The organism is Acinetobacter sp. UBA2063 (assembly GCF_002333245.1).
GTDB lineage: Bacteria > Pseudomonadota > Gammaproteobacteria > Pseudomonadales > Moraxellaceae > Acinetobacter > Acinetobacter parvus.
In genome coordinates this window covers 1-8,139 of record NZ_DDAH01000150.1, presented here as the reverse complement: position 1 = coordinate 8,139, position 8,139 = coordinate 1, and the positions used below count along the sequence as shown (strand labels likewise).

The 8,139-nt window shown below is 45.1% G+C and carries 6 protein-coding genes and 1 pseudogene; 5 read left to right on the top strand and 2 right to left on the bottom strand.

The window, feature by feature from the left end:
- The 4 genes and pseudogenes from B4H32_RS06795 to B4H32_RS06780 form a co-directional block, all read left to right on the top strand.
- Window positions 1-278, top strand: a pseudogene (locus B4H32_RS06795) (acetyl-CoA carboxylase carboxyl transferase subunit alpha); the annotation flags it as partial.
- Window positions 215-1,606 carry a tRNA lysidine(34) synthetase TilS gene (gene tilS, locus B4H32_RS06790; protein ID WP_081407149.1) on the top strand — a complete coding sequence of 464 codons (1,392 nt, stop codon included), beginning with the start codon at window positions 215-217 and terminating at the stop codon, window positions 1,604-1,606. The pseudogene B4H32_RS06795 and the gene tilS, both read left to right, overlap by 64 nt.
- Window positions 1,607-1,609: 3 nt before the next feature.
- Window positions 1,610-2,449, top strand: a complete 840-nt coding sequence (proC, locus tag B4H32_RS06785; RefSeq protein ID WP_004683030.1) for a pyrroline-5-carboxylate reductase — start codon at window positions 1,610-1,612, stop codon at window positions 2,447-2,449.
- Window positions 2,450-2,465: 16 nt separating this feature from the next.
- Complete coding sequence (locus tag B4H32_RS06780; RefSeq protein ID WP_004683029.1) at window positions 2,466-3,035, top strand: YggT family protein; 570 nt, start codon at window positions 2,466-2,468, stop codon at window positions 3,033-3,035.
- Window positions 3,036-3,076: 41 nt separating this feature from the next.
- On the opposite strand, the gene B4H32_RS06775 is transcribed toward B4H32_RS06780, so the two are convergent.
- A complete protein-coding gene (locus B4H32_RS06775) occupies window positions 3,077-4,207 on the bottom strand; it encodes an acyltransferase family protein (protein WP_004683027.1) in 1,131 nt (376 codons plus the stop codon).
- A gap of 120 nt (window positions 4,208-4,327) precedes the next feature.
- Window positions 4,328-7,108, bottom strand: a complete 2,781-nt coding sequence (gene polA, locus B4H32_RS06770; RefSeq protein ID WP_004757247.1) for a DNA polymerase I — start codon at window positions 7,106-7,108, stop codon at window positions 4,328-4,330.
- Between the two features lie 188 nt (window positions 7,109-7,296).
- Here polA and B4H32_RS06765 point away from each other — a divergent pair.
- Window positions 7,297-8,139, top strand: an 843-nt coding sequence (locus tag B4H32_RS06765; RefSeq protein WP_286800993.1) for a DUF2339 domain-containing protein, incomplete at its 3' end; no start/stop codon positions are given.

Below are 8,139 nucleotides of genomic sequence, written 5' to 3'. Positions count from 1 at the left end.
GTGCCTCCATTATATGGAAAACAGCAGATAAAGCGGCTCAAGCCAGTGAAGCACTCGCATTAACTGCCGACAAGCTGAAAGCTTTAGGTATTGTTGAATATGTCGTGGATGAGGGCGACGGGGCACATTTGCAGCCTGAAAAAGTCATGCATGACTTAAAAGATGTGTTAAAACAAGTTCTGGATGAACTGCAACCGATGGATGCTCAAGCAAGATGCGACGCACGTTATCAACGTTTAATGAAGTTTGGCAGCAGCAATTTAGGCATCGCATCCTAACGCAAGTCCAGTATTTTTCTGAATCCACCCAATTCCTGCTTGGGTGTAGCGGCGGCATGGATTCCATGCTGTTGTTGCATCTGATGTCTGAAATTTTTCCAAGCAGAACCCGTGCAATTTATATTGATCATCAACTACAGCAGATGAGTACGGAATGGGGAACGCTGGTACAAAAACAAGCTGAAGTACTGAAAGTTCCCTGCATCATTCAAAAGGTGAAGGTTGAAGCAGGCAATCTGGAACAGCAAGCGCGGCAGGCGCGTTATCAGGCCTATCAACAGCATTTGCAAAGTCATGAAGTTTTAGTTCTGGCTCATCATCAGCAAGATCAGGCTGAAACTGTGTTATTGCGTTTATTTTCTGGCGCTGGAGTAAATGGACTGGCTGCAATGCGGCAAATCGATAAACGCAATAATATGACCATCTGGCGACCATTTTTGGACTTAAGTCGTGCGCACATTGAGCAATGGTCACAGCAACTGGGTTTTGATTATGTGACTGATCCAACCAATCATGATACCCATTATGATCGGGCATGGTGTCGGGAAGTGCTATGGGATGTTATACAAACTCGCTTCCCAAAAATGCAGGGTGCTGTGGCACGCACCAGTTATCTGATGCAGGATACAGCAGAGATATTGGAGAATGTATTACAAAAGGATTGGCAATACTGCGCCACAGATAATGAAATCGACTTACTTGCGCTTTCTCAATTTTCAGCAGCTCGGCAACGTCAATTACTCTCAGCCTGGGTAAAGGGAGATGATCAGTATCGTCCAAGCTACGATATGGTACAGCGCCTACAGCAAGAGGTGATTCTGGCGAAACCTGATGCACAGGCGACTTTACATATCAACCAGCATTATTATGTTCGCTATCAGAAAAAACTATATCGTTTAACACATGATATATTATATGCGGAAAAGCAATCATCCATTGCAAATGTGTCGTCACAGTATTATGAAATAGGTCAATTTATACAGGTTGCAGCGGGAAAATTCAGGATTGAATCGCAGACGATCGGGCTTTCTCCAAAACTGCTGGGTCGAGAGTTGCGCTTAATCAAGCGGCAGGGTGGCGAGAAAATCCATCTTTATGGGCGGGTTGGGCATTGGCCACTGAAAAAAGCCATTCAGGAAGCACAGATTTTGCCTTGGTTACGTCATACAATTCAAATATTAGTCGTGGATAATGTTATGCTTGGGGTTTTTAGCCCAAAGGGTTTTTGGTTGGCGCACTCTGACTATGTAGAGCATGGCGGTTGGCAACCAGTTTTAATTTCTGACTGTGGTGATTTTTCTCAGCAGTCTTTTTCACATGACGAGTAGGATATGGCGACAGCATTGAATCAAAATATTTGTTTTATTGGTGGTGGCAACATGGCGCAAGCCTTGATTGGTGGGCTGCTTTCCCGCGGTTTACCAACAACACGCATTACGGTTTCTGACCCCGTAGAACAGATTCGTCATGTACTGGAAGAAAAAGGCATTCAAACTACAGCAGATAATCTTGAAGCCATTAAAAATGCGGATGTGGTGGTGTTGGCGGTGAAACCGCAGGTATTGGCAACGGTATTACAACCATTAAAAGGTTTATTGTCGGATAAACTCGTGATTTCAATTATTGCGGGTGCTGAAATTCAAACCATTTCAGATTTAATTGGCGGCAGCCAGCGTATTGTGCGTGTGATGCCAAATACACCTGCGTTGGTGCAGACAGGGGCGCATGGCATTTATGCATCTGAAGCGGTTGGTAAACAGGACCGTGAACTGACCAGCCAGATTCTTGCAGCGACAGGTCTCACCATCTGGTTGGATAATGAGGCGCAAATTGATGCGGTAACCGCCGTATCTGGTTCTGGTCCTGCGTATTTTTTCTATTTAATGGAAAGCATGATCCGTGCAGGCAAGAATCTCGGTCTGGAGGAGAAAGTGGCGACAGCATTGACGTTGCAAACAGCATTGGGTGCAGCCCAAATGGCAATTACCAGCTCCAACTCACCATCAGAATTGCGTAAAAACGTCACCTCTCCAAATGGCACAACCCAGGCGGCTTTGGAAGTGTTTGACCGTGCGCAGATTTCACAAAATATTCAGGCAGCGCTTGCAGCAGCTCAGAAGCGTAGCCAAGAGCTCGCACAAGAGTTGAGTGACAAGACTAAATCGGTTTAAGTAGGATAAGACAATTATGGGTGCAAGTTCTGCGCTAATTTTTGGTGTTTTGATCAATGTTGCAATTTTATTGGTCTTCTTCCGTTTTTTAATGCAATTGGCGGCAGTCAGTCCATACAATCCTGTAGTGCTTTCAACTGTGAAAGCCACCAAGATTGTGGATGTTTTTAGCCGTATTTTTCCAACGGTGAGCAAGGGTCGTGTCAATCTGGCTGCGGTTGCCTTGCTGGTGGTGCTGTATTTACTGAAAATCTTTGGCCTGATGTATTTGTCTGGACAGATGCCGCATAGTGCCGTGTATCTGGTGATCACGACTTTTGTGACCATGATTCAGGACTTGATCCGTTTCTGCCGCTACCTTATTTTTGCAACCATCATTTTAAGCTGGGTGGTGATGTTTACGCAGACACGTTCACCTTATATTGAAGTGATTCAGGAACTTGCTGAGCCATTGCTTGCACCTTTCCGCCGTTTGTTGCCGAATATGGGGATGATTGACCTGTCGCCAATTTTGGCATTCTTGGCTTTATATATTGCTGAGATCTTAATGAATGAAGCGGCTAAAGTGTTATTAACAGGTCTTTAAGCAAACTGGATTCAATAAAAAATGGGCGAGATGCCCATTTTTTATTTTCTGATGAAACGTTGTCGTATTTTTTGATTCAGTGGATTGGAAAAGTAACGGGCAATGACTGCACCTAGTCCAATCGCAAGTACAAGATAAATCACCAGTAGTACAAGCTTAATATTACCCTGAGTCAATGCGGGCGTATAAAAAAGCTTAAAAAAGCCCAGGATAATCAAGTGGAATAGGTAAATTTCATAGCTATTTTTACCGATATTTTGTAGGAATTTAAAGCGGTCAACCTGAACTTTGGCTTGTTCGTTTGCCACATTTGCCAGAATCACAATTGCAGTACCCAAAGCAAATAGGCTAATTCCCCAAACACAGCTTTCCTTAATCGGCGCAGAAAAATAGATCAGCAGCATCGTACCGATCGCAGCAAATTTAAGGAACGACCATGTGTTTTGATGGAGTTTAAGCTGTGGTGCAATCAATGCCGCAAGGCAGCCAAAGGCAATTCCATCAAAACTGGAAAAATAGTGATACAGATAGGCACCACTTTCCTCACCATAATGTAAATACCTAAAATAAGGACAAAACAGAATCAGGGCGACACAGGCAATCAAAAAAAGAGATTGTCTTTTGAGGAAGAGGGCGGCTAGTGGAAAAAGTAGGTAAAAGACTTCTTCAACGGATAACGACCACAGCACGCCCAGCACATAGTTGACCCAGCCATTTTCGATAATCAGGATATTCATCCAAAAAGTGAGAGCAGCCAAATTTACTGTTGACTGTGCCACCACGATGCCATTAGGTGCCTGGGTCATAAATGGTTTGAGTTCGAATGCGCCTAAAAGATTAACCAAACAGACCAGTAAAATCATAGTGGGCATGATTCGGGCAAATCGTGAGATGTAGAAATCCCGCATATTGATCTGGCTTAGGGTGCCCCAGCGTTTGATAGTATGTGAAGTAATCAGATAGCCTGAGATGACAAAGAACATCGTTACCCCATAGTTACCATTTCTGGCGAATAGGGTGGTGATGTCTTCACCAAAAATCTGGAAATTGATCGAGGTGTCAAACAGTTTGTAAGGGATGTTAAAATGATGCAGCAAGACCAGAAAAATTGAAATAAAGCGTAAAGAATCAATGGAATGATAACGGTTAAATTGAACCTGATTAAACGACATATTGCATTCCTTTCTCCTGTTATGGTTAGTTGTTATAATGGATCGTTTATTGTAATCTCCCTTGCAGCATTAAAAGTATGCTTGTCTGCAAGGGAAAATTTATTGAAGAATGATTACATATTAATGGGCAGCATCCCAGTTCAGTCCCTGTCCGACCTCAACCACCAATGGAACTGAAATCTGAACAACGGACTGCATGACATCCGTAATCTGTCTGGATAGCTCCTCAGCAATTGATTCATCTGCTTCAAATACCAGTTCATCGTGTACCTGCAATAAAAGCTTGGCCTGATCTTTTGGCAGGATTTTATCAACCTCAATCATGGCAATCTTAATGATATCGGCCGCGCTTCCCTGTAATGGTGCGTTAATCGCGGCACGTTCAGCCGCCTTGCGTACCATCATATTTCGTGCATCAATATCTGGTGTATATAAACGGCGCCCCAGTATTGTCTCAACAAAACCCTGTTCCAGTGCAAGCTGACGTGTACGCTGCATATATTCATAAATACCAGGATAGCGGTGGAAATATTGCTTGATATAGTTCTGTGATTCTTCACGGGTAAAGCCCAATTGACGAATCAAGCCAAACTCCGACATGCCATAGAGCAGGCCGAAATTGACGGCCTTGGCCTGGCGACGCTGGTCATTGGTCACATCTTCAATGGCAATGCTCAGTACTTCAGACGCGGTACGGCGGTGTACATCCTGTCCATGCTGGAACGCATGAACCAGTGCATCATCCTGGGAGAAATGTGCCATCAGGCGCAGTTCAATTTGTGAATAGTCGGCTGCCAGCAGTACACGCCCCTCAGGTGCAATAAATGCCTTGCGAATCTGACGGCCAATTTGAGTACGAATTGGAATGTTTTGCAGGTTTGGGTCAGTGGATGACAGGCGGCCTGTCGCGGTCAAGGCCTGATGATAGCTGGTATGCACACGATGTGTCGTATCATGTGACTGTTCAACCAGACGGTCAGTATAGGTGTTTTTAAGCTTTGCCAGTCCACGGTGTTCCAGAATCACTTCGGCTAGCGGATGCTCAATTTTTTCCAGCACACTTTCACTGGTGCTGTATTGTCCAGTTGCTGTTTTCTTGCCGCCTTTGATGCCCAGTTTGTCAAATAACACTTCACCGACTTGTTTAGGTGAGGCGATATTAAATGCCTCACCTGCCAGTTCGGTGGCCTGATTTTCCAGAGTCTGCATGGTTTCTGAAAATTCAACACTGAGCTGGTCAAGGAAAGCATGATCCAGCTTGATTCCATCTTCTTCCATGTCCGTCAATACCCGAGCAACAGGCATCTCAATGTTATGCAGGATATTGACCAGTTCAGGGAAAGGCTGGAGCTTTGCTGACAGCACCTCATACAGCCGATAGGTGACATGCGCATCTTCAGCGGCATAATGTGCCGCAACCTCAAGCTCAATCTGGTTAAAGGTTTTCTGTTTGGCACCCTTACCAGCGATTTGCTCGAAAGTGGTGGTGAGATGGCTGAGATACACCCGTGCCACATCATCCATACCATGACGTGTTGCCGCTGCATTCAGGACATAAGACGCCAGCATAGTATCGAAATACCAGCCCTGAATGATGATGCCGTGATTGGCAAAGATGTGTGCATCGTATTTTAAATGATGACCGATTTTCCTGATGTTTTCATTTTCAAGAATCGGTTTGATCTGTGCCAAAACAGCTTCACGATTAAGCTGTTCAGGTGCATTTTCATAGTCATGTGCCAATGGAATGTAATAGGCATCGTTTGCATCAAAGGCGACAGAAAATCCAACCAGCTCTGCAATACGATAGTCCAGACTGGTGGTTTCTGTATCAATGGCAAAGTGATCGGTCTCCTGCATCCGTTGTAACAGGCTGTCCCAATCTTCCTGTTTCAGTACCGTATGATAGCTGGCTGTGCCAAGCTGGTCATCCTGACTGGAAAGACTGGCATGGTCTTCTGCAATACCATCCTGTGCTACTGTGGATTCAGTGTTTTGCGCAGCTTTCACAATGTTCTGTGAAGTCTGTTGATAGGCAGAGCCATTTGGATTGTTCGGATGATCTAAAGACTGTAACTGGTTACGAAATTCCAGTTCAGTGTAAAGGTCACGCAGATGGTCCACGTTTGGATTGCAGAGCTTGAGTTCATGCCAGTCCAGATTAAGCTCAAGGTCACAGACAATGCTGGCAAGCTGATGGTCAATCTTGATGTTGTCCAGATTATCCTTGATATTTTGACTGATTTTACCCTTGAGCTGGTCTACATTGGCAATGATATTGTTCAGTGAACCGTATTCATTCAGCAGTTTGGCAGCTGTTTTCGCCCCCACGCCTGGAACGCCCATGATGCCATCAGAGGCATCGCCCATAAGGGTGAGATAGTCAATAATCTGGTGCGGGTGCACTCCAAACTTCTCATATACGCCAGCCTCATCCAGCACGCGGTCCTTGAAGCTGTCTTCCAGTTTGACATGCTCATTGACCAGTTGCGCCATATCCTTGTCGCCTGTTGAGATCAGCACATGGTGACCCTCAAGCACCGCACGTTTTGCCAGCGTTCCAATAATGTCATCCGCTTCTGCACCTGGCAGGCTGTACAATGGAATACCCTGTGCTTTGATTAAGGCATGCAAATACGGAATCTGTTGTGACAATTCCTCTGGCATGCTTGGACGATCACCTTTGTAAATCGGTGATAATTTATGACGAAATGTTGGCTCTGGCGTGTCAAAGATCACCGCCATATGGGTGGGCTGGGTACGGCGCATCAGCTTCTGGATCGCCGAAATGGCACCACGGATTGCATTGGTATGCAGACCAGTCGATGTTGTGAGTGGAGGTAAGGCGTGAAAAGCACGAAATAGAAAATAAGACCCGTCAACCAGGACAAAAGGTGGCATTGCACAAATCCTTATTATGAACTGGCAGCTATTTTACGTGAAAAAGTGGTGGCTGTCCCTGTTGTCGTGTTGAGCAGAGACGATCTATGTCGTTTTAAAAATTGCAGTATTTTGTATGTAAAAATAGCGGCCTATCCAATGATCAAGTAAGATAGCTTCAATGAAGCTGTGATAATTGATATAAACCCATGTATAAAAAAGATAAACAGGGAATGGTCATTGTTCTGGTTGCCTTGACTATATTGCTCGTCAGTGCAATCGCATTTCAATGGCAGGGGACGATTATTGCCGCCGCAATAGGACTAACTGTTGTTATTGTACACATCCTTTCCGAGATTCATCAGCGTTTGCTTCAGCTTGAGCAGGCGGCACCCAGCTATTTTGCCCAGTCTGCTGGTATTGGAATGCAACGCATCGTGATTTATAGCGCGGCGCTGGTTGCGCTTTTTGCCTATGCAAATACATGGATGTGGCTGGCAGGTGGTGCGTTGCTGGTGCTTATGCTCTGCCTGATTCAAACCATCAGCGCCTTTCAAACACGGTTGCTTCATCTGGAACAATATACAAATGCCGATTCAAAAGCAGAAGCTTTAGGTAATATTCAAAATATTGAGATCGACCACACCACACCAACAACTACACCAAGTTTTGAAGCCCAGCATCCAGCGTGGATGCAGGCCAATGTCGCAGCAACTCCAAATATGGATATTCACGATTCCATATCCCCCAACAATCCACCCATAGCGAAAGAACAGGCTTGGTGGCAACCTGCATTCGACTGGATGATACATGGTAATCCAATCCTGCGTGTTGCTGTGGCCGTGTTGATGGTGGGTGTAGTGTTGCTACTGCGTTTTGCCAGTGAACATTGGCAGTTGAGTCTGGGTGTCAAACTGGGATTTATTGCCAGTGCGGGTGTTATCACCACCATTGCTGGCTATTGGCTGCAACAGAAAAACCATTTGTTTGCAGTTGCCTTGCAAGCCGCCGGTTTAGCCGTTGTCTCTTTAACCCTGATCTCCTCACATCAT

Excerpts from the sequence above, each read along its gene's own strand:
- tilS (WP_081407149.1), top strand. The coding sequence starts at position 215 with ATGCGACGCACGTTATCAACGTTTAATGAAGTTTGGCAGCAGCAATTT.
- proC (WP_004683030.1), top strand. The coding sequence starts at position 1,610 with ATGGCGACAGCATTGAATCAAAATATTTGTTTTATTGGTGGTGGCAAC.
- B4H32_RS06780 (WP_004683029.1), top strand. The coding sequence starts at position 2,466 with ATGGGTGCAAGTTCTGCGCTAATTTTTGGTGTTTTGATCAATGTTGCA.
- B4H32_RS06775 (WP_004683027.1), bottom strand. The coding sequence starts at position 4,207 with ATGTCGTTTAATCAGGTTCAATTTAACCGTTATCATTCCATTGATTCT.
- polA (WP_004757247.1), bottom strand. The coding sequence starts at position 7,108 with ATGCCACCTTTTGTCCTGGTTGACGGGTCTTATTTTCTATTTCGTGCT.